The sequence below is a fragment of the Herbaspirillum sp. YR522 genome, assembly GCF_000282575.1.
Lineage (GTDB): Bacteria > Pseudomonadota > Gammaproteobacteria > Burkholderiales > Burkholderiaceae_D > Herbaspirillum.
This window is the reverse complement of the sequence record NZ_AKJA01000064.1, coordinates 15641-34962: the sequence shown is the minus strand read 5'-3', so window position 1 is coordinate 34962 and position 19322 is coordinate 15641. Positions and strand designations below refer to the sequence as shown.

Annotated in this window: 22 protein-coding genes; 20 read left to right on the top strand and 2 right to left on the bottom strand. The window is 65.8% G+C overall.

What is annotated here, in order from left to right:
• Positions 1-17: 17 nt before the first annotated feature.
• Positions 18-725 carry a GntR family transcriptional regulator gene (locus tag PMI40_RS10525; protein ID WP_008114980.1) on the bottom strand — a complete coding sequence of 236 codons (708 nt, stop codon included), beginning with the start codon at positions 723-725 and terminating at the stop codon, positions 18-20.
• Between the two features lie 249 nt (positions 726-974).
• On the opposite strand from PMI40_RS10525, the gene PMI40_RS10520 reads away from it, so the two are divergent.
• The 11 genes from PMI40_RS10520 to PMI40_RS23805 all read left to right on the top strand — a co-directional run bounded on the left by PMI40_RS10520 (position 975) and on the right by PMI40_RS23805 (position 9943).
• Positions 975-1712, top strand: a complete 738-nt coding sequence (locus PMI40_RS10520) for an IclR family transcriptional regulator (protein ID WP_008114978.1) — start codon at positions 975-977, stop codon at positions 1710-1712.
• Positions 1713-1824: 112 nt separating this feature from the next.
• Positions 1825-2583: a glutamine ABC transporter substrate-binding protein gene (locus tag PMI40_RS10515; protein WP_040501893.1), complete on the top strand. Its 759-nt coding sequence runs from the start codon at positions 1825-1827 to the stop codon at positions 2581-2583.
• Between the two features lie 107 nt (positions 2584-2690).
• Positions 2691-3356 (top strand): amino acid ABC transporter permease, encoded by a 666-nt coding sequence (locus PMI40_RS10510; protein ID WP_008114976.1) that lies wholly within the window; start codon positions 2691-2693, stop codon positions 3354-3356.
• Entirely contained in the window at positions 3356-4129 is a 774-nt protein-coding gene (locus PMI40_RS10505) for an amino acid ABC transporter ATP-binding protein (RefSeq protein ID WP_008114975.1), read from the top strand. Before PMI40_RS10510 ends, PMI40_RS10505 begins: the two co-directional genes overlap by 1 nt.
• Complete coding sequence (locus PMI40_RS10500; RefSeq protein ID WP_008114974.1) at positions 4119-4712, top strand: HutD family protein; 594 nt, start codon at positions 4119-4121, stop codon at positions 4710-4712. Before PMI40_RS10505 ends, PMI40_RS10500 begins: the two co-directional genes overlap by 11 nt.
• Positions 4713-4756: 44 nt before the next feature.
• Entirely contained in the window at positions 4757-6172 is a 1416-nt protein-coding gene (locus tag PMI40_RS10495) for a formimidoylglutamate deiminase (protein ID WP_008114973.1), read from the top strand.
• A gap of 15 nt (positions 6173-6187) precedes the next feature.
• Positions 6188-6988, top strand: a complete 801-nt coding sequence (gene hutG, locus PMI40_RS10490; RefSeq protein WP_008114972.1) for an N-formylglutamate deformylase — start codon at positions 6188-6190, stop codon at positions 6986-6988.
• A gap of 285 nt (positions 6989-7273) precedes the next feature.
• The gene (locus PMI40_RS10485) at positions 7274-7711 is read left to right on the top strand and encodes a universal stress protein (protein ID WP_008114971.1); all 438 of its coding nucleotides are present in this window, start codon (positions 7274-7276) and stop codon (positions 7709-7711) included.
• A 187-nt stretch (positions 7712-7898) separates the two neighbouring features.
• Positions 7899-9083, top strand: a complete 1185-nt coding sequence (nhaA, locus tag PMI40_RS10480; protein ID WP_008114970.1) for a Na+/H+ antiporter NhaA — start codon at positions 7899-7901, stop codon at positions 9081-9083.
• Positions 9084-9502: 419 nt separating this feature from the next.
• Complete coding sequence (locus tag PMI40_RS24525) at positions 9503-9631, top strand: hypothetical protein (protein ID WP_008114969.1); 129 nt, start codon at positions 9503-9505, stop codon at positions 9629-9631.
• 135 nt (positions 9632-9766) lie between these two features.
• Positions 9767-9943, top strand: coding sequence for a hypothetical protein (locus PMI40_RS23805; RefSeq protein ID WP_008114967.1), 177 nt, complete (start codon positions 9767-9769; stop codon positions 9941-9943).
• Between the two features lie 164 nt (positions 9944-10107).
• On the opposite strand, the gene bioB is transcribed toward PMI40_RS23805, so the two are convergent.
• Positions 10108-11091: a biotin synthase BioB gene (gene bioB, locus PMI40_RS10475; protein ID WP_008114964.1), complete on the bottom strand. Its 984-nt coding sequence runs from the start codon at positions 11089-11091 to the stop codon at positions 10108-10110.
• 144 nt (positions 11092-11235) lie between these two features.
• On the opposite strand from bioB, the gene PMI40_RS10470 reads away from it, so the two are divergent.
• The 9 genes from PMI40_RS10470 to PMI40_RS10430 all read left to right on the top strand — a co-directional run bounded on the left by PMI40_RS10470 (position 11236) and on the right by PMI40_RS10430 (position 19303).
• Positions 11236-11883, top strand: coding sequence for a GntR family transcriptional regulator (locus PMI40_RS10470; RefSeq protein WP_008114962.1), 648 nt, complete (start codon positions 11236-11238; stop codon positions 11881-11883).
• Positions 11884-12250: 367 nt separating this feature from the next.
• Complete coding sequence (locus PMI40_RS10465; protein WP_008114961.1) at positions 12251-12976, top strand: GntR family transcriptional regulator; 726 nt, start codon at positions 12251-12253, stop codon at positions 12974-12976.
• Positions 12973-13722: an ABC transporter ATP-binding protein gene (locus PMI40_RS10460; RefSeq protein ID WP_008114959.1), complete on the top strand. Its 750-nt coding sequence runs from the start codon at positions 12973-12975 to the stop codon at positions 13720-13722. Before PMI40_RS10465 ends, PMI40_RS10460 begins: the two co-directional genes overlap by 4 nt.
• A complete protein-coding gene (locus tag PMI40_RS10455; protein ID WP_008114956.1) occupies positions 13722-14549 on the top strand; it encodes an ABC transporter permease in 828 nt (275 codons plus the stop codon). Before PMI40_RS10460 ends, PMI40_RS10455 begins: the two co-directional genes overlap by 1 nt.
• Entirely contained in the window at positions 14542-15525 is a 984-nt protein-coding gene (locus tag PMI40_RS10450) for an ABC transporter substrate-binding protein (RefSeq protein ID WP_008114954.1), read from the top strand. Before PMI40_RS10455 ends, PMI40_RS10450 begins: the two co-directional genes overlap by 8 nt.
• Before the next feature lie 36 nt (positions 15526-15561).
• A complete protein-coding gene (locus PMI40_RS10445; protein WP_157221491.1) occupies positions 15562-16566 on the top strand; it encodes a zinc-binding dehydrogenase in 1005 nt (334 codons plus the stop codon).
• Positions 16567-16584: 18 nt separating this feature from the next.
• Positions 16585-17010 (top strand): PaaI family thioesterase, encoded by a 426-nt coding sequence (locus PMI40_RS10440; RefSeq protein ID WP_008114950.1) that lies wholly within the window; start codon positions 16585-16587, stop codon positions 17008-17010.
• A gap of 2 nt (positions 17011-17012) precedes the next feature.
• Positions 17013-17804 (top strand): VOC family protein, encoded by a 792-nt coding sequence (locus tag PMI40_RS10435; RefSeq protein WP_008114948.1) that lies wholly within the window; start codon positions 17013-17015, stop codon positions 17802-17804.
• The gene (locus PMI40_RS10430) at positions 17801-19303 is read left to right on the top strand and encodes a class I adenylate-forming enzyme family protein (RefSeq protein WP_008114946.1); all 1503 of its coding nucleotides are present in this window, start codon (positions 17801-17803) and stop codon (positions 19301-19303) included. The genes PMI40_RS10435 and PMI40_RS10430 overlap by 4 nt, the downstream gene beginning before the upstream one ends.
• Positions 19304-19322 lie beyond the last annotated feature (19 nt).

Sequence of the window (19322 nt, the reverse complement as noted above, 5' to 3'; positions counted from 1 at the left end):
CTTGGGCAAGGGTGGGATCAGGCCTGGTCGCAACGCTGGCCGGCGTGTGCGATCTGGGCTTCGATATTGCGGCGCGAGGCGCCGATATGGCGACGCATCAGCAGGTCGGCCAACTCGCCATCGCCGTCGGCCAGCGCATCGAGGATGCGGTGGTGTTCGGCGAAGGCCTGGCGCGCACGGTTGGGAACGGCGGAATACTGGATGCGATACATGCGTGCCAGCTGGTACAGCTCGCCGCACAGGATGCGGCTCAGGATCTGGTTGCCGCTGGCCTGGATGATCTTGTAGTGAAAGTCGTCGTCGCCTTCCTGCTGGTAATAACCGCGCCCGGCCTGGAAGGCCTCGTCCTTCTCGTGGGTCTCCAGCACCCGGCGCAGTTCGTCGAGTTCGGCCCGCGTCATGCGCTGGGCGGCCAGGCGGCAGGCCATGCCTTCCAGCGATTCGCGGATCTGGAACAGTTCGACCAGGCCATCGAGCGTGAGCGACACCACCCGCGCGCCCACATGCGGCACCCGTACCAGCAGGTTCTGGCCTTCCAGCCGGTGGATCGCCTCGCGCAACGGCCCGCGGCTGATGCCGTAGGTGCGTGCCAGTTCCGGTTCGGAAATCTTGCTGCCCGGCGCGATCTCGCCTTGCACGATGGCGCTTTGGATCTTGCGGAAGACATGTTCGGACAGTGTCCCTGCGTCGCGCATTGCATCGGGTAAGGCGATTAATCGTGTCATGTGTCGACAATCCGGGCGGGTTTGGTGTCGCAATCATAGCACCGGCGTGAAAAAGCAGAATAAGTGTCGACAACTAAATTTTTTGCCGGGTAACCGGTTAAAAAATAGCATGGGAGAAATTCCGCACTAGGTGAGAAAATCTGTCTCTCTCTGAGAAATTTAGAAACAACACTCCATATTTTTCTAATTTATTTCCCAATAAATGAGAAATAAAAACCTAAAATGAGAAAATAACTTTATATTTGACCCATGGACTCTCCTCAAACCTCAACCATCGTCGATCGCGTCCTGCATGTGCTGGCAGGCGTGGCGCGCGCCGGCAAGCCGGTCAGCGCCAAACAGATCGCCGCCATGGTGCAGCAGCCGGTCAGCACCGTTTACCGCCACCTGGCGTCCCTCAAGAAGTGGGGACTGTTGCAGGAGCACATGAATTCCGGCACCTTCGAGCCCGGGCCCACCGGCGTGCAGCTGGCCTGGGGCTTCGACCAGAACTCGAACCTGATCAGCCAGAGCCGCGAAGAGATCAGCAACCTGGTCGAGCGCAGTGGCGAAAGCGTCGGTCTGCTGGTCTATACCAATGGCGAGATGGTCTGCATCGCCATGGAAGAAAGCACGCAGCCGCTGCGCTGTTCGTTCACCAAGGGCCGGGCGCATTCGCTGCACAAGGGAGCGTCGGCCAAGAGCCTGCTGGCGTTCATGCCGCGCAAGTTGCAGCAGAAGCTGCTGGCCGAGCAATTGGCCGATCGCCCGCAGGAAATCGCCGCGCTCGAGGCGCAACTGGACGAAATCCGTCGTCGCGGCTATTCGATCAGCGAAAGCGAAGTCGACCTGGGCGTGTGGGGCGTCTCGGTGCCATTGCTCACGCCCAATGCGCGCCTGGAAGGCACGCTCACGTTGATGGCCCCGGCATTGCGCGTGGGTACGCGCGAGCCGGAATTGATCCGCATGGCGGTCGAGACCGCGCAGCGCATCTGTAATCGTTTCTAAGCGGGCGGCGGGGCGCGCTCGACGCGGCCCGCGCAATGCCTTATCGTCGTCGTCGCCTGAAACTCATCCGGCGTCGTTCCAGTTCGCGTCATCTCTCTTCGAGGAACCCATGATGAAAATGTCCCAATTGCTGCGTACCTGTACGGCAGTGTTCGCCCTCATCACCGCCACCGTCGCCATCACGCCCGCCGCGCATGCAGCCGACGTCATCCGCGTCGGTACCGACGCCACCTTCCCACCGATGGAGTTCGTCAAGGACGGCAAGCGCACCGGTTTCGACATCGAATTGATCGAGGCACTGGCCAAGACCATGGGCAAGAAGGTGCAGTGGGTCGACATCGACTTCAAGGGCCTGATCCCGGGCCTGATCTCCAACCGCTTCGACATCGCCGCCTCGGCCATCTACATGACCGACGAGCGCCGCAAGGTAGTCAATTTCAGCGATCCTTATTACCGCGGTGGCCTGGCCGTGCTGGTGCGTCGTGACGACAACAGCATCAAGCTGCCGGCCGACCTGAACAATGGCAAGAAGGTCTCGGTGCAGGTCGGCACCAAGTCGGTCAGCTTCCTCAAGGAAAGCTACCCCGGCGCCGAGCGGGTCGAGGTCGAGAAGAACCAGGCCATGTTCGACCTGCTGGCCACCGGCCGCGTCAATGCCGCCGTCACCGGCCGTCCGGCCGCCGTCGAATACGCCCGCACCCAGCCGCTGGTGCGCGTGCTCGACAAGGGCCTGACCACCGAACTGTATGGCTACGCCATGCGCAAGGGCGACACCGAACTGGCCGAGCAGCTCAACCGCGCGCTGGCGACCCTGCGCGTCAACGGTACCTATACCGCGCTGACCGACAAGTGGTTCGGCAAGAGCGAGTAACACGTCCTGCCCGCCGCCGGCTCGCCCGGGCCGGCGGTTTTTCCTTCTCCTTCACTGCATGATCGATCGGCCTCGCATCGAGGCCGCATCCGTCTCTGGAGCCCCCTATGGATTTCGACTTTTCGCCCGTCTGGGCTAGCTGGCATGCGCTCGCCACGGGTACCGCCGTCACGGTGGAGATCACCGCCGCGGCGCTGGTGCTGGGATGCCTGCTGGGTTTGCTGGTGGGCCTGGGACGGCTGGCGCCGCAACGCCGCTTCATCTATGGCATATGCACCGTCTACCTGACGCTGGTGCGTGGCACGCCGCTGCTGGTGCAGCTGTTCATCTGGTTCTTCGGCCTGCCGCATTTCGGTATCTTGCTGCCCGCCTATGTGTGCGGCATCCTGGGATTGGGCATCTACAGCGCCGCCTATGTGTCCGAGATCGTGCGCGGCTCGATCCAGTCGATCGAGCGTGGCCAGATGGAAGCGGCGCGCTCGCTGGGCCTGCCCTACAAGCTGGCGATGCGGCGCGTGATCCTGCCGCAGGCCTTCGTGCGGATGATCCCGCCGCTGGGCAACGAATTCATCGCCCTGATCAAGAACTCGGCGCTGGTGTCGCTGCTGACCATTGCCGACCTGATGCACGAAGGCGAGAAGATCATCAGCACCTCGTATCGTTCGCTGGAGGTCTACCTGGTCATCGCCGTCATCTACCTGGTCCTGACCAGCGTGACCACGCTGATTTTGCGTCGTATCGAGAAAGTCCTGCGTTCGGAAGGGAGAGTGTGATGAGCCAAGCCATTATCGACGTCCGTGGCCTGAAGAAATCGTTTGGCCAGCACCAGGTGCTGACCGGCATCGATTTCGCCGTCCAGCCCAGCCAGGTGGTGGTGGTGATCGGCCCCAGCGGCTCGGGCAAGAGCACCTTCCTGCGCTGCCTCAATGGCCTCGAGACGGCCGAGGGCGGCACCATCGTCGCCTGCGGCCATCCGGTGGTGCAGAACGGGCAGATGATGCCCGAGGCCAAGCTGGATACCCTGCGCACCGAGGTCGGCATGGTGTTCCAGTCGTTCAACCTGTTTCCGCACCTGACGGTGCTCGACAACATCACCCTGGCGCCGATCGCGCTACGTGGCCTCAGCCGGCGCCAGGCCGACGAGCAGGGCATGCAATTGCTGGCCAAGGTCGGTCTCGAACACAAGGCCAGGGTCTATCCGGGCACGCTGTCGGGCGGCCAGAAGCAACGCGTGGCGATCGCCCGCGCGCTGGCCATGCAACCCAAGGTGATGTTGTTCGACGAGCCCACCTCGGCGCTCGACCCGGAACTGGTGGGTGAGGTATTGCAGGTGATGAAGAATCTGGCAGGCGAGGGCATGACCATGCTCATCGTCACGCATGAAATGGGCTTTGCCCGCGAGGTGGCCGATGTGGTGGTGGTGATGGACCACGGCAATATCGTCGAGGCCGGTCCGCCATCGCAGATCTTCGGCGCCCCGCGCGAGGCGCGTACCCGCAGCTTCCTGCAGACCATGCTGGCGCGCGAGGTGGCCCATGGCGCCTAGCACCCTGGTGGCTGCCAGTGGCAGCCTGGGTGCGCTGGCGGCGATGCCCTGGAAGAACGGCGGCGGCGCCACCCGCGAGTTGCATGTGGAACCGCCCGGCGCCGATTACGCCGATTTCGTCTGGCGCGCCAGCGTGGCCGATGTGGTGCAGGACGGCGCGTTCTCCAGCTTCGAGGGCATCGATCGCACCATCGTGCTGCTGGGCGGTGCCGGTTTCGTGATGCACGCCGAGGGCCAGCCTTCGCATGACTTGCGCACGCCCTTCGCGCCGCACCGCTTCACCGGCGAAGCGCGGGTGAGCGTGGTATTGGATGGCACCCCCTGCCAGGACTTCAACCTGATGGTGCGGCGCGACCAGGCGCAAGCCGAACTGCAGGTGTTGAGGCAGCAGGACGCGCGCTTGCTGCCGCCCGACACCGTATTGCTGTATGTGGCGCAGGGCCAGGCGCAGCTGTCGGACGCCGGCCGGCAACTCCCGCTGGGCAGCGGTGAATTCGTCCGCCTGCACCAAGGCCAGGCCATGCCCGCGCTGCACTGCGCGGCCGACGCGGTGGTGCTGGCGGTGCGTGTGCAACGCCGCTGACACCATTTCGCAGTGTCCAGCGTAGAACCCGATATAAGACAATCATGACCAATCCGATCCCATTCCAGGCCCCCGGCCATCGTCTCTTTTGCGCCGATGCGCTGCTGGCCGATGGCTGGCGGCGCAACGTGATGTTGCGCTGGGACGCCAGTGGCGAGCTGGTCGAGGTGAGCGCCGACTGCGCCCGCGGCGACGCCCCGGCCGCGGCCGGCCCGGTGATCCCCGGCATGCCCAACCTGCATTCCCACGCCTTCCAGCGCGCCATGGCCGGCCTGACCGAGACCATGGGCAGCCCGACCGACTCGTTCTGGAGCTGGCGCACGCTGATGTACCGCTTTGCCCAGCGCCTGCAGCCGCATCACCTGCAGGCCATCGCCCGCCACCTGTATATCGAGATGCTCAAGGCCGGCTACACCTCGGTATGCGAATTCCATTATTTGCACCATGCCCAGCTCGGCCAGGCCTACGCCGACCCGGCCGAGCTGTCGCTGCGGGTGGCACGCGCGGCGCACGAGGCGGGCATCGGCCTGACCCTGCTGCCGGTGCTGTACCAATATGGCGGTTTTGGCGCCAAGACCCCGCTGCCGCACCAGGCCCGCTTCATCTCGTCGCCGCAATGGATGCTCGACTTGCGCCAGCGGCTGCAGCAGGTCATGCCGGAAGACGCCAGCCGTCGCTATGGGGTGGCGCCGCATTCGCTGCGGGCGGTCGACGCCGCGGGCCTGGCCGAGCTGGTCGGTGGCCTGCGCGCCCAGGCCGGCGGCGACGACGCGCCGATTCACATCCATATTGCCGAGCAGACCGCCGAAGTCGACGATTGCGTGGCCTGGTCGGGCCAGCGTCCGGTGCAGTTGCTGTTGTCGCAGCAATCGCTCGACACCCGCTGGTGCCTGGTGCATGCCACCCATATGTCGGACGACGAATACGCCGCAGTCGCGGCCAGCGGTGCCGTAGTGGGGCTGTGCCCGACCACCGAGGCCAATCTCGGCGACGGCCTGGTCGACGCGCCACGGCTGCTGGCCGATGGCGCCAACTGGGGCATCGGCTCCGACAGCAATATCGCCATCAGCCTGCGGGCCGAGTTGCGCCTGCTCGAATACGGCCAGCGGCTGCATCATCGCCGCCGCAATGTGCTGGCCAGCCAGTCCATGCCGGCGGTTGCCGATCGGCTGTTCGGGCAGGCCGTGGCCGGTGGGGCGCTGGCCACCGGGCGCCGTGTGGCCGGACTGGCGCCCGGGCAGCGGGCCGACTTCGTGGTGCTCGACGGCGACGACGTCAACCTGGCCGATCGCGCCCCGGCGCAGTTGTTGTCGGCGCTGGTATTTTGCGAACACGATGGCCAGCCGATACGCGATGTGTATGTCGGCGGCCGCCTGACGGTCAGCCATGGCCGTCATGAACTCGAACAGCAGGCCGGCGCCGACTATCGCGCCGCCGTGGCCGACCTGCTCAACGACTGACAAGGGAGTAACCCAATGAAACCAGAAGTGTTCAAGCTGCAGCAGGGCACCAGCCCGCTGCTGATCTCGATGCCACACGTGGGCACCCAACTGCCGGATGACCTGAAGCCGGTCTACAGCGACACCGGACTGCAGGTCGACGACACCGACTGGCACATCGCCGAGCTGTACGACTTTGCGCAGTCGTTGGGAGTATCGACCATCCGCCCCGTGTATTCGCGCTACGTGATCGACCTGAACCGGCCGGCCGATGGCCAGAGCCTGTATCCGGGCCAGAACACCACCGGCCTGTGTCCGCTGACCACCTTCGACAACGTGCCGCTGTATCGTCCCGGCATGGAGCCCGATGCCGCCGAGACCGCGCGTCGCCTGCCGCTGTACTGGCACCCGTATCACAACGCGCTGGCCGCCGAGTTGGCGCGCATCAAGGCGATCCACGGCTATGCCTTGCTGTGGGACGCGCACTCGATCCGTTCGCTGATCCCGCACCTTTTCGAGGGCGAGCTGCCGGTGTTCAACTTCGGTTCGGCCAGTGGCGCATCGTGCGCGCCGGGCGTGGCCGAGGCATTGCTGGCGCAGGCGCAGCAGCTGGCGCCACACTATCCGGCGGTATTGAATGGCCGCTTCAAGGGCGGCTACATCACCCGCGCCTACGGCCAGCCAGCCAATGGCGTGCACGCCGTGCAGCTGGAACTGGCGCAACGCAGCTACATGCAGGAGCAGGCACCCTATGCGCTCGACGCCAGCCTGTCGGCGCAATTGAAGCCAGTGCTGGAAGTGCTGATCAAGCAGTTCCTGGCGTTCAAGCCCGCGTAGCCTGCATGCCGGGCCGATAGCGCGCCGCGCGCGTCGGCCCGCAACACCTTTCCCGGCGGCACCCGCAGCGCGATACCGGCATGCCGCCGCGGTACCCGCGCGCCGGTACCATCCCGCACCGGCTGTCGAGCATCGGGCCGGGTCCTGTTGATCCAGCGCAAACCCGCGCCAGCCGTCTCCATCACTCCATCCCCGCTTGACCCACATCAATTTGCGCCACGCGGCGCCGGCCTACGATGAAGCCATCGGATCGCGTGCATCCGAGCACTCAAGGAGGGCTCCATCATGTTCAAGAAAATCCTGCTTGCCACTGACGGCTCCAGGCTGTGCAACGAATCGATGAAGGCCGCCATCGCGCTGGCCGGCCAATGCGGCAGTCGACTGGTCGGCCTGTCGGTGGTCGCCAGGCTGCGCGCCATGTCGGTCACCGAGGCCAATTGCGGGGTCGACCCCCAGCAGCCCGGCCAGGCCGGGCGCGATCGCGCCCTGGCCAGTGTCCGGCTGATTTCGGAATTGGCGCGCCAGCAGGGTGTGCCGTGTACCGTGCAGGTGGCCGAGGGCGGACAACCCTATGAAGAGATCATGCGGGTGGCCGAGCGCGAGCAATGCGATGCCATCTTCATGGCCGCGCCTGCCAGATCGGCATTGCAGCGCGTGCTGCTGGGCAGCCAGACGCAAAAGGTGCTGGCGCAGAGCAGGGTGCCGGTGCTGGTGTTGCGTTAATCCGCAACCGGCCGGCATGCAGCGGGGCCAGGCCGGGGCCCGACGATTTTTTGGCGTGGGTGGGGTCGTTCTCGTGGAGGGGGCGGCCCCTTTTTTTTCGTGACGACAATCCCGCACAAGTTGGAGAAACTCATCGCTGTTGGTACAGTCTGCCGTGGGTCCGATTCATCTCTTCCTGGAGCAGCCATTGAGCAACCAACCAACAACATCCAGAAAAGGCAATGCCTTTGCCCGCTTCTTCGCCCATGAGGCCGCCGGCGGCCTGGTGTTGGCAGCGGCCGCCGTGCTGGCGCTGATCGCCAGCAATTCGGGCTGGCGCGAGCTTTATCAAGCCTTCATCCGCACCCCCGGCACGCTCGATATCGGCGGCCTGCTGGTGCTGAGCAAGCCCTTGCTGGTCTGGGTCAATGACCTGTGGATGGCGGTGTTCTTCTTCCTGGTCGGCCTGGAGATCAAGCGCGAGTTCGTCGAAGGCGAACTGGCCTCGCGCCGCCAGGCCTTGTTGCCGGCGGCCGCGGCGCTGGGCGGGATGATCGTGCCGGCCGTGATCTACGCCCTGGTCAACCTGGACGACGCCCGGGCGCTGCGCGGCTGGGCGATCCCGGCGGCCACCGACATCGCCTTCGCCATCGGCATCGTGATGCTGCTGGGGTCGCGCGTGCCGACTTCGCTCAAGGTGTTCCTGACGGCCGTGGCCATCATTGACGACCTGGGTGCCATCGTCGTGATCGCCCTGTTCTATACCGATAGCCTGGCGCCCGGCATGCTGGCCGCCGCCGGCGGCGCGGCACTGCTGTTGCTGGCGATGAACCGCGCCGGCGTGCGCCGGGCCGATGTCTACCTGCTGGTGGGCCTGGTGATGTGGGTCTGCGTGCTCAAGTCGGGTATCCACGCCACGCTGGCCGGGGTGGTGACGGCGCTGGCGATCCCGCTGCGGCATGCCGATGGCCGGCCATTGGCCGGTCCGCTCGAGCATGGCCTGCATCCCTGGGTCGCATTCCTGGTATTGCCGCTGTTCGCCTTCGCCAACGCCGGGGTGTCATTGCAGGGCATGTCGCTGGCCAGCCTGCTCGACCCGGTGCCGCTGGGGATTGCCGGCGGCCTGGTATTGGGCAAGACCATCGGCGTGTTCGGTGCCAGCTGGCTGATGATACGCAGTGGCCTGGCCAGTGCGCCGGGAGGCGCCAGCACGCGGCAATTCGTGGGTGTGTGCGTGTTGTGCGGCATCGGTTTCACGATGAGCCTGTTCATCGGCGGCCTGGCCTTCGAGGGCCTGGGCGCCGACTTCGAGATTCGGCTCAAGCTTGGGGTCTTGTGCGGATCGGTGCTGGCCGGGTTGCTGGGTACGCTCATCCTGTGGAAACGCGCCTGACGCATGGCCCTGCGTCGCCGGGCGCGACGCAGACGAAACTTTTCGTATTGCGATGCAAGATGGGGTCGGGGGCGCCATGGCAGGTCCGCCAGCTGCAGTTCCGCGAGGAAATTCGTAAATCTTTTATCTGCGCAATAGAATTGTCGAGATACTTTTTCTCGAATAATTGCTGCTTTGCACGATAGTTGGTTCTTTACTTCATCATTTTGCTAGAGCAATATGACTCTGGACCTCAGGTCTGGTGCGGGATTCGGGAAATTCCGTGGCCCATTTCGATGGCGCAAAGAATAACAGGGGAGCCGTTTGTTCAGCGTCGAGCGCTGCAAAGGCGAGAAACATAACAAGACCATTTATTTCTTATTTGATATTCCGGTGTCTCTGCTTTTACTGCGACACATAAAAAATAGGTGGAGACGCTCATGAATCTCATAGAACTCATCATGTCCTACGGGGCCCAGGCCCTCATCTGGTACGTGGCTTACGTGCTGATCGGCAGTTTTGCCTTTGGTGCCTATGTCTGGCGCAGCACGTCCAGCTTCAGTCACTGATCCGGTCTGGCATCCGGCGCACCGGTGGGCGCGCCGGCAGGGGTGATGCCGCGTGTCGTCGCACGCGGCATCGGTTGTGGCCGTCATGCGCCTGGGGCGCGACGTGCGTACAGCCATTATCGAGGGGAGGCAGCCATGAAGATCATCATCGATTGGCTCATCGAGTACGGACCCGGCGCGCTGTTGGCCTACGCCATCTACGTGCTGGTCGCGGGTTGCGCCTTCGGCGTCTACCTGTGGTATCGCATCTGGCACCATGAACACGATCCACGGTTCAAGCCACATGATATCGGCCCTCGAGGGCTCGATTGATCGCGTCATCCGGGCGCCATTGCCGCGATGACCGCTTCCTGTTTCGCAGGTGGCGAATCCGCCGGGTAGTCATCCGACCGCCATGCGCAATTCTCCTGGTCGCCGCGCACCGGGCTTGACCCGATCCCCGCCGACGTCGGGTACATCGATCGACCGCCATCGCCTCAGCGAGCAGGCACGCTCATCGGTCGCAACCCCAGGCGCTCGAACAGGTCGCGGTCACGATCGGCCTGCGGGTTGGGCGTGGTCAGCAACCGCGCCCCGGTAAAGATCGAATTGGCGCCGGCGGCAAAGCACAGTGCCTGCGTCGCATCGTCCATCTCTTGCCGACCGGCCGACAGGCGCACCATGCTATCGGGCATGCAGATGCGGGCAGTGGCCACGGTGCGCACCAATTCGAGCGGATCAAGGGCCGGCGTATCGGCCAGGGGCGTACCGGCAATCGGCACCAGCTGGTTGATCGGCACCGACTCGGGCGCCGGATCGAGGTTGGCCAGTTGCGCAATCAGCCCGGCGCGCTGGCGGCGGCTTTCACCCATGCCGATAATGCCGCCGCAGCACACCCGCATCCCGGCCTGGCGTACTTCGCGCAACGTGGCCAGGCGGTCTTGGTAGCGTCGGCTGGTCACCACGTTGGCGTAGAAATCGGGCGCCGTATCCAGGTTGTGATTGTAGTAATCGAGCCCGGCCGCCTTGAGCGCATCGGCCTGGTCGGCGTCGAGCATGCCCAGCGTCATGCAGGTCTCCAGACCCAGGTCACGCACTTGCGCCACCATCTCGGTCAGCGCCGGCATGTCACGCTGTTTCGGATTGCGCCAGGCCGCGCCCATGCAAAAGCGCGTGGCGCCATCGGCCTTGGCTTGGCGGGCTGCCTGCAACACCTCGGCCGGCGCCATCAGGCGGGTGGCCTCGACGCCGGTGCCAGCATGGCGCGCCGACTGCGAGCAGTAACCGCAGTCTTCCGGACAACCACCGGTCTTGATCGACAATAATGTCGACAATTGCACTTCGTTGGCGGTGAAATGCCGACGATGCGTGCTTTGCGCCTCGAACAGCAAGTCCAGCAACGGACGCGCCATCAATGCCTGCACCGTGGTCGTGGTCCAGCCAGCGGGGGCGGGGCGGGTGACGGGAATTGCTTGATCCAAGTGACATCCTCATGGCGCCATATCGCGCCGAAATTATCTATAAATAAATTGCCAGTCCGGGCCGATGCAGGCAGGGGCGACGTTTTTTATTCTGTAGTTGCCAAAAGATGCAGAACAACACCTAAATTTATAGATAATCTATCGATGCAAGACTTGTCCCAGGCACCGACGACGGCCCCCACCACGGCCGATCGCATCGCAGAGTTGCTGCGGGTGCGCATCGTGCGCGGCGAGATCGAAGGCGGCGCGGCCCTGCGCCAGGACCACATTGCCAGCGAGTTCGGCACCAGTCACGTACCGGTGCGTGAAGCCTTCGCCCGACTGGAGGCAATCGGCCTGGTGGTGAGCCTGCCACGGCGCGGTGTGCGGGTGACCACGCTGAGCCAGGCTGCCATCAAGGAAACGGTGGAAATGCGCGCCGCCCTGGAACCGCTGGCACTGCGCCACAGCGTGCCCCACCTCGGCGCACAGCAGGTGGCGCAACTGGAGCAGGCACATGCGCGCTGTTCGCAGGCCGATTCGCTGGTCGAGTGGGACGCGGCGAACTGCCGCTTTCACGATATCCTGTCCGGCCAGTGCGGCATGCCGCGTCTGCTGGCCAGCCTGAAGCAACTGCAACTGACCAATTCACGCTACCTGTTTGCCGCCGGCTTGCAGCGCGGCTGGCAGCCGCGCTCGGACCAGGATCATCGCCTCATCATCGACGCCCTCAAGGCGGGCGACGCCGAGCGCGCCATGCAATTGCTGGGACGCCATATCGGCACCATGGAGCGCATCGGATTTGCGACCTAGCCGTCGTGCCCTGGCCGCGCCGGCGACATGATGTCGAAGCCATCGGCGCCGCCATCCCTGCACCAGGCTTGGGTCAGGTCGGCGATGTCGGCCAGGCTGCCCCATTAACCGCAAGGCCTCGAGTTTCTCCTGCATGACTGGCGACGCCGCCAGTTGATCGACCCCGCCAAGTCCCCATTTCGTTGCCGTCCCGCCGCCCGGGAGAGCGGGCGGCTGGGCTGCTCACGCTATGCGGTTTGCGAATGTCCTTGCGACAAATGCTTCGTTGACCCACCTGGGTGCGCTCAATAAGCTGACAGGCATGTTCTGGGTGTCGCAAACACCGCCTGTGAGCATCTCACGGGAATTCACTAAGGTTCTTATTCGCATGTCCAACGCTACTGCGTCCGCTGCCGCACCCGATACCGATTCGCTGGCCAACGTCGCCTATGCGGCGATCCGGCGCGACATCCTGTCGTGCCGGCTGTTGCCTGGCGTGACCGTGACCGAACCGGAACTGATGGACCGCTATGCGCTGGGCAAGAGCGGTTGCCGCATCGCGCTGGCGCGACTGGAGCATGAAGGGCTGGTGCGCTCGCGGCCGCGCAAGGGCCACCGGGTCGCGCCCATCGTGGTCAAGGATGTCGAGGAAGTATTCGCCCTGCGCGCGCAGCTCGAACCGATGGCCGCGCGCCTGGCGGTAGGGCGGGTCGATACGGCGTTGCTGCGCCAGCTCGAGGCGGCCTGCCGGGTCGAGCTGGCCGCGCCGCTGCACGAGCGCATCGATGTCTTCATGGACGCCAACAAGCGTTTTCACCTGGCCATCGCCGAGGCCGCCGGCAACGGCCGCCTGCTGCGCACGCTGTCGTCGCTGATGGATGAGATGTCGCGCCTGGTGGCATTGGGCTTCAACGTGCAGCGGGTCAAGCCCGAGATCAAGCACGACCACAATGCGATGATCCAGGCCTTCGACGAGGGCGACGAAAAACGCGCCGAGACCATCGCCCGCCGCCACATCGAGACTTTCCGCGACCAGACCATGGAAAAGGTCTACGCCAGCCTGTCGCAGGCCGGCGCCTACCTGCCGATCGGCACCCTGGAGCGCGGCCAATGAGCGGCGCCATCCTGCAGGCCCAGGGCCTGGTCAAGCGCTATGGCAGCGCCGAGGTGCTGGCCGGCATCGACCTGCAGGCCGAGACCGGGCGCGTGCTGGCCGTGGTCGGTCCGTCCGGTTGCGGCAAGAGCACCTTGCTCAATATCCTGTCGGGCCTGCTGGCACCGGATGGCGGCCAATTGCTGGTCGATGGCGTGCCGGCACGCCGCTTCGGCCAATGGCAGCGCATCGCCTACATGTTCCAGGAAGACCGCCTGCTGCCCTGGCGCAGCGTCATCGATAACGTGGCCTTTGGCCTGGAAGCGACCCGGCTGTCGCGCCGGCAACGGCGCCAACGTGCGCAGTCGGCACTGGCGCGGGTGGGGCTGGCCGATGTGGCGCAGTCCTGGCCGCACGAACTGTCGGGTGGCATGCGCAGCAGGGTGGCACTGGCACGCAGCCTGGCGGTGCGTCCCGACGTGCTGCTGATGGATGAGCCGTTCTCCAAGCTCGACCCGCAGACGCGCAGCCAGATGCACGAGCAACTGTTAAGCCTGCACGCGGCCAGCGGCACCACCGTGGTGTTCGTCACCCACGACATGGAAGAGGCGGTGGTGCTGGCCGATCGCATCGTGCGCTTGCGGCCCAACCCGGGCCGGGTCGCCGAAGTGGTCGACCTGGCGTCGCTGGCGCGTCCGCGCGACCCGGTCTCGCCGCTGGTCGCCGAACGGGTGCGGGCGCTACGCGAAGCAATGGGAGCCGGTTGATGGCACGGCGTTGCGGATGGTGCTCGCTGCTGCTGCAGCGGCTGGTGCTGGCAGGCTTGTTCGTGGTGCTGTGGACGCTGGCCGCGCGCAGCATGCCTTCTTTCGTGTTGCCGGGACCATCCAAGGTGCTGGCCGCGCTGCAGGCGCTGTGGCACAGCGACACCTTCGGTCGCGATGTCTGGGCCACCTGCGGCCGCGTGCTGTCGGGTTTTGCCCTGGCCACCGTGGCCGGTTCGCTGCTGGGCCTGGCCCTGGGCGCCAGCCGGGCGCTGGCGGTGTTCTTCGAGCCGCTGCTGGCGGTGTTCAATACCGTGTCCTCGGCGATCTGGGCCATCTTCGCCATCATCTGGTTCGGCATCTCCGACGCCACCACCATCTTCGTGGTCTTCATGACCGCCATGCCCTTGATCCTGACCAGCGTATGGCAGGGCGCCAAGTCGGTCGAGCCGCACTATGTCGAGCTGGCGCGCAGTTTTCGCATGTCGTGGCTGCAGGTGCTGTGCAAGGTCCATGCGCCCAGCATCCTGCCGCATTTCTTCTCCGGTGCGCGCCTGGCGTTCGGCTTTGGCTGGCGCGTGTCGCTGGTGGCCGAGACCATCGGCTCGTCCGACGGCATCGGCTACCGGCTGCGCCAGGCGGCCGACCTGGTGCAGACCGACCAGGTGTTCGCCTGGACCGTGCTGCTGGTGGGCCTGATGCTGGTGATCGAAGGCGGCGTGTTGAAGCCTGCCGAACGTCGGCTGTTTCGCTGGAAGAACGCTTCCCGGGCGCGCGGTGCGACCACTCCCTCCCTTTCCCAACGTACCAAGGATGATCTTCATGCGTAAAACATTATCGGCCGCGCTGCTGGCCGTGGCGGCCCTGTCGTCGATCGCCGCCCATGCCGCCGACCGCGTGCGCATCGGCTACTGGACCAGCGGCGTGAGCCTGGGCTACGGCGCGGTGCTGGAAGCCGGGCAGTTCCTGTCCAGGCGCGGCATCGACGCCGAGTTCGTGCACTTCCCCGATGTCAATGCGCCGTTGCGGGCGCTGGCAGCCGGCTCCATCGACCTGGCCTTCGGCGCACCGCTGGCAGGTGTCTTCGGCACTGCCGCCCAGGGGGTGCCGCTGCGCATCTTTGCCGCCACCCAACCGGCCGACGTGCAATTCGTGGTGCCGGCCGATTCACCGATCCGCAGCCTGGCCGAGCTCAAGGGCAAGAAGGTCGGCATGTCGCCGGCCGGTTCATCGGTAGCGGTCATCGCGGGGGCGGTGCTGGCCGGTAACTACCAGATCAGGGCCAGCGAATTCTCGCTGGTGGGCGGCAACGAATCGCGCCTGGCGCAGTTCCTGGCGCAAAGACAGGTCGACGCCGCCGCGCTGCGTTCGGTCACCGTGGCGCAGATCGAGGGCGAACTCAAGTTGCGCCGCCTGGGCAGCTTTGCCGATGAGTGGAAGAAGCTGACTAGATCCGATGCGGTGCCCTATATCGGCGTCGGTGCGGTGCGCGCCGAGCTGGTCGACAAGCAGCCCGAGGTGGTGGCGCGGGTGATCGCCGCGCTGCGCGACACCCTGGCCTGGGGCGATGCCCATCACGACGAGGTAGTGCAGATCCTGCGCCGCCAGGCCAACCTGCCCGAGGACGACGCCCGCGCCTACGTAGCCTTGTGGAACACCCTCAACCGGGTCGGTTTCGAGCAGGCCGACATCGATACGTTGCGCCGCCAGCACCAGGTCTTTACCGAATCCGGCCTGGTCAAGGGCGAGTTGCGCGACGACCTGTTCGCCAGCCGTCCCTATGCGCTGTCCAAGAACCTGAAATAAACCAGAAAGGCAACAATCATGAGTACTCCTTCCCAAATGCGCGCGCTGCAACTGTCGGCGCACGGCACCCTGGACCAGCTGCGGGTGGTCACCGACAAGCCGGTGCCCGGCGCCGACCCCGGTCACGTGGTGGTGCGCGTGGGCGCCTCGTCGTTCAACTATCACGATGTCTTCACGGTGCATGGCATGCCCGGCATCAAGGTGCCGTTCCCGGTGGTGATCGGGCTCGACCTGGCCGGCACGGTGGTGGCGGTGGGCGAGGGCGTCGTCGGCTGGCAGGCCGGCGACCGGGTGCTGGTCAATCCGCTCAAGCCCGGCGTGGGCCTGATGGGCGAGATGACCGATGGCGGCATGGCCGAATATGCGCGCGTCGATGCGGCGCAACTGATCGCGTTGCCCGATGCGGTCAGCTTCGAGCAGGCCGCGGCGCTGCCGGTGGCCTACGGCACCGCGCACCGCATGCTGATCACGCACAATACCGTCAAGGCGGGCGACCGCGTGCTGGTGCTGGGTGCCAGCGGCGGGGTGGGCACCGCCACCGTATTGCTGGCCAAGCTGCTGGGGGCCGAAGTGATTGCCGCGGCCGGCAGCGCCGAGAAGGGCGAACGGCTGCTGGCGCTGGGCGCGGACCACGTGATCAACTACAACGAGGTCGATTTCTCGCGCTGGGTGATCGAGCGCTACGGCAAGCCGCAACGACGCACCGATGACGGCGGGGTCGAGGTGGTGGTCAATTTCACCGGCGGCGACACCTGGCTGCCGTCGATCAAGAGCCTCAAGCGCGGCGGCACGCTGCTGGTCTGTGGCGCCACCGCCGGTCATGCGCCGCAGGAGGACCTGCGCTACGTCTGGAGCTTCGAGTTGAACATCAAGGGTTCCAACAGCTTCTACAAGGACAACCTGGAGGCCTTGCTGCAACTGGTGGCCGATGGCAAGCTCGATCCCGTGATCGACCGCGTGCTGCCGCTGGAACAGGCAGCCGAGGGCCTGGCGCTGATTCGCGACCGCGCGGTGCTGGGCAAGATCGTCGTCACTCCCTGAACAAATCAAGGATTCATCATGAGTCAGACCGAAGTCATTCCCAGCGCCGAAGAAGTCCAGGCACGCCTGCTGCGCGGCCCCTATCACCAATGGCTGGGCATCGAAGTGCAGCAAGTCGGCCCCGGCAGCATCGACCTGAGCGCGCGCTTTCGCGAGGAATGGGTAGTCAATCCGGAAGGCGGCTACATCCATGGCGGCATCCTGGCCGCACTGGTCGACCTGAGCGCCGACTGGGCGCTGGTGGCCACCACCGGCCGCGGCGTACCGACCATCGACGTGCGCGTCGACTACCATCGCCCGGCACGCGGCAACCTGCGTGCCGAGGGGCGGGTGGTCAAGACCGGCCGCCAGTTCTCGGTGGCCGAAGCCAAGGTATTCGACGCCGAAGGCCAATTGGTGGCCAGCGGACGGGGTGTCTACGCCATGCCGGCGGCGAAGGCCTGAGCATGACCACCGCCGCCCTGGACCACCTGGTCATCAATACCCATTACGACATCGACGCGGCACAAGCCCAGCTCGAAGCGCTGGGTTTCATCGTCACACCGCGCGGCTATCACACACTGGGGTCGGTCAACCACCTGGTGGTGCTGGCCGGCGGCTACCTGGAACTGATCGGCCAGCCGCGCCAGGGCAAGATCGTGCGCCAGGAAATCCTCGACAGCCCGCTCGGCATCGACGGCCTGGTCTACGCCGTGGACGACGCCCAGCACTGCCACGACGCCTGGCGTGCGCAAGGCCTGCAAGCGCAGCCGGTGCAGTTCTTCTCGCGCCCGGTGGACATCGACGGCCAGGCCCAGGATGCCAGCTTTTCCACCGTACGGCTGGTCCCTGGCCAGTTCGCCGCCGGGCGCGTCTATGCCTGCCACCACCTCACGCCGGAGCTGGTCTGGCGGCCCGAATGGATGGGCCATCCGAATGGCGTGCAAGGCATCGCCAGCTTGCTGGTGGTCAGCGCCGACCCCGGCCAGGCTGCCGCCAGCTATGCCCGGCTGGGCCAATTGGGTGCCGGCTTCGCGCTGGAATTTACCGACCCCGCCGGCCTGGCCGAGCGGTTCGGCGAACTGGCCCGGCACGCGCCGACGCGCCCTGAATTCTTCGGCGCCATCGGCTTCGTCGGCGCCGATCTCAAGGCCATCGCCGAGAATGCCCGCCAGCTGGGCCTGCCGTTGTTGCAAGAGCCGCAGCGCGTCGTACTGGCGCTGCCGCAGTTCCAGTCGCTGCTGGAGTTCTCGGCATGAGCCAGGCCAACCTGGGCCGGGTGATCGAGCGCACGGCCGATCCGCAGCGGGTGGCCTTGTTCGGCATCGACGGCGATGGCCAGGCGCGCCAGGTGAGCTACGGCGAGCTGGACGCCCAGGCCGATGCGCTGGCGCGCGGCCTGCTGGCAGCCGGGCATCGTGCGGGCGAGCGCATCGCGCTGCTGGCATTGAACTCGGTCGACTATATCGCCGCCTTGCTGGGCATCATGCGCGCCGGGCTGGTGGCGGTGCCGGTCAACCTGAAGTTGCCGGCGGCGCAGTTGAACTTCATTGTCGCCGATAGCGGTGCGACCCGTATCCTGTGCGACCAGGCCCGCCTGGCACAGGCGCCGCAGGCAATCCCGGCGCACGCCTTCGGCACGCCGGGCTACGCGGCGCTGCTCGACCCGGGGCCGTTGGCCGCATTCGAACCGGGGCCGCAGGACCAGGCGCTGCTGCTCTATACCTCGGGTTCGACCGGTCGCCCCAAGGGTGTGCGCCTGAGCCACGCCAGCCATCGCTGGGTGATCGACACGCGCATCAAGGCCACCCCGGTGGGCCAGGAGCGCTTGCTGATCGCCGCGCCGCTGTATCACATGAACGCGCTGGCATTGGCCTTGCTGGCGCTGGCCAGCCACGCCACGACGGTATTGCTGCCGCAGTTCTCGGCGCGCGCCTACCTCGATGCCATCGACCGCTATCGCTGCACCTGGCTGACCGCCGTGCCACCGATGATCGCCATGATGTTGCGCGAGCAGCAGCTGCTGGGTGCCACCGACCTGTCGTCGGTGCGCGTGGTGCGCATGGGCTCGGCGCCGGTCAGTCCCGGCCTGCTGGCGCAGATCCGGCAGCTGCTGCCCACGGCGCGCGTCATCAATGCCTATGGCACCACCGAAGGCGGGCCGGTGGTATTCGGGCCGCACCCCGACGGCATCGCCACCCCGATGCACTCGGTCGGCGTGCCGCACCCACAGGTCGAGCTACGCCTGGTCGATGGCGAAGGCGGCGAAGTCGCTGCCAACGTCGATGGCGAACTGCAGTTGCGCAGCGCCGGCATGATGCTGGGCTACCATCGCCGGCCCGAGCTGCGCCCGTTTACCGACGATGGCTACTACGCCACCGGTGATGTCTTCCGGCGCGACGAACAAGGCTTCCACAGTTTCGTCGGTCGGCGTGACGACATGTTCGTCTGCGGTGGCGAGAACCTGTATCCGGGCGATATCGAAAAGGCGCTGGAACGCCATCCGGCGGTGCAGCAGGCCAGCGTGGTGCCGGTGCCGGACGACATCAAGGGCGCCAAGCCGGTGGCTTTCGTGGTGCGGCGCGCCGGCCCCCGGCCCGCCAGCGAAGACGAGCTCAGGCAGTTTTCGCTGCAGCACCTGGCGGCCTACCAGCACCCGCGCCGGGTCTGGTTCGTCGATGCCTTGCCGCTGACCACCACCCAGAAGATCGACCGCCGCGCACTGGTCGAACAAGCACAGCGCCTGCTCGGCGCCTGAACACCCCACCAGGAACAGA

Coding starts and splice junctions, on each gene's coding strand:
- PMI40_RS10455 (WP_008114956.1), top strand. CDS start 13,722: ATGGCACGGCGTTGCGGATGGTGCTCGCTGCTGCTGCAGCGGCTGGTG.
- PMI40_RS10495 (WP_008114973.1), top strand. CDS start 4,757: ATGACCAATCCGATCCCATTCCAGGCCCCCGGCCATCGTCTCTTTTGC.
- PMI40_RS24525 (WP_008114969.1), top strand. CDS start 9,503: ATGAATCTCATAGAACTCATCATGTCCTACGGGGCCCAGGCCCTCATC.
- PMI40_RS10505 (WP_008114975.1), top strand. CDS start 3,356: ATGAGCCAAGCCATTATCGACGTCCGTGGCCTGAAGAAATCGTTTGGC.
- PMI40_RS10435 (WP_008114948.1), top strand. CDS start 17,013: ATGACCACCGCCGCCCTGGACCACCTGGTCATCAATACCCATTACGAC.
- PMI40_RS10460 (WP_008114959.1), top strand. CDS start 12,973: ATGAGCGGCGCCATCCTGCAGGCCCAGGGCCTGGTCAAGCGCTATGGC.
- PMI40_RS23805 (WP_008114967.1), top strand. CDS start 9,767: ATGAAGATCATCATCGATTGGCTCATCGAGTACGGACCCGGCGCGCTG.
- PMI40_RS10520 (WP_008114978.1), top strand. CDS start 975: ATGGACTCTCCTCAAACCTCAACCATCGTCGATCGCGTCCTGCATGTG.
- PMI40_RS10510 (WP_008114976.1), top strand. CDS start 2,691: ATGGATTTCGACTTTTCGCCCGTCTGGGCTAGCTGGCATGCGCTCGCC.
- PMI40_RS10450 (WP_008114954.1), top strand. CDS start 14,542: ATGCGTAAAACATTATCGGCCGCGCTGCTGGCCGTGGCGGCCCTGTCG.
- PMI40_RS10515 (WP_040501893.1), top strand. CDS start 1,825: ATGAAAATGTCCCAATTGCTGCGTACCTGTACGGCAGTGTTCGCCCTC.
- PMI40_RS10485 (WP_008114971.1), top strand. CDS start 7,274: ATGTTCAAGAAAATCCTGCTTGCCACTGACGGCTCCAGGCTGTGCAAC.
- PMI40_RS10525 (WP_008114980.1), bottom strand. CDS start 725: ATGACACGATTAATCGCCTTACCCGATGCAATGCGCGACGCAGGGACA.
- PMI40_RS10445 (WP_157221491.1), top strand. CDS start 15,562: ATGCGCGCGCTGCAACTGTCGGCGCACGGCACCCTGGACCAGCTGCGG.
- PMI40_RS10470 (WP_008114962.1), top strand. CDS start 11,236: ATGCAAGACTTGTCCCAGGCACCGACGACGGCCCCCACCACGGCCGAT.
- hutG (WP_008114972.1), top strand. CDS start 6,188: ATGAAACCAGAAGTGTTCAAGCTGCAGCAGGGCACCAGCCCGCTGCTG.
- PMI40_RS10500 (WP_008114974.1), top strand. CDS start 4,119: ATGGCGCCTAGCACCCTGGTGGCTGCCAGTGGCAGCCTGGGTGCGCTG.
- PMI40_RS10465 (WP_008114961.1), top strand. CDS start 12,251: ATGTCCAACGCTACTGCGTCCGCTGCCGCACCCGATACCGATTCGCTG.
- PMI40_RS10440 (WP_008114950.1), top strand. CDS start 16,585: ATGAGTCAGACCGAAGTCATTCCCAGCGCCGAAGAAGTCCAGGCACGC.
- PMI40_RS10430 (WP_008114946.1), top strand. CDS start 17,801: ATGAGCCAGGCCAACCTGGGCCGGGTGATCGAGCGCACGGCCGATCCG.